Source organism: Actinacidiphila sp. bgisy145, assembly GCF_057708125.1.
The window spans coordinates 1-777 of record NZ_JBYIRL010000123.1; the positions used below are offsets into that span (position 1 = coordinate 1).

At 57.8% G+C, this 777-nt stretch carries 1 rRNA gene; it reads right to left on the reverse strand.

The window, feature by feature from the left end:
* A 23S ribosomal RNA gene (locus AC3ERT_RS36575) occupies positions 1 to 758 on the reverse strand; the annotation flags it as partial.
* Positions 759 to 777: the final 19 nt, after the last annotated feature.

The following is a 777-nucleotide window of genomic DNA, read 5'->3' on the forward strand; positions in this document are numbered from 1 at the left end:
AAACGCCCTCTTCGGACTCGCTTTCGCTACGGCTCCCCCACACGGGTTAACCTCGCAACACACCGCAAACTCGCAGGCTCATTCTTCAAAAGGCACGCAGTCACGAGACACCGAGTAAACTCGATGCCCGACGCTCCCACGGCTTGTAGGCACACGGTTTCAGGTACTATTTCACTCCGCTCCCGCGGTACTTTTCACCATTCCCTCACGGTACTATCCGCTATCGGTCACCAGGGAATATTTAGGCTTAACGGGTGGTCCCGCCAGATTCACACAGGATTTCTCGGGCCCTATGCTACTTGGGTGATCTCCAAGAGAGCCGTACACGTTTCAGCTACGGGGGTCTTACCCTCTACGCCGGGCCTTTCGCATGCCCTTCGCCTACACATACGGTTTCTTACTCTCCGACCGGCCGGCAGACCAATCAAGGAAACTCCCACAACCCCGCACACGCAACCCCTGCCGGGTATCACACGTGAACGGTTTAGCCTCATCCAGTTTCGCTCGCCACTACTCCCGGAATCACGGTTGTTTTCTCTTCCTGCGGGTACTGAGATGTTTCACTTCCCCGCGTTCCCTCCACGTACCCTATGTGTTCAGATACGGGTGACAGCCCATGACGACTGCCGGGTTTCCCCATTCGGACACCCCCGGATCACAGCTCGGTTGACAGCTCCCCGGGGCCTATCGCGGCCTCCCACGTCCTTCATCGGTTCCTGGTGCCAAGGCATCCACCGTGCGCCCTTAAAAACTTGGCCACAGATGCTCGCGTCCACT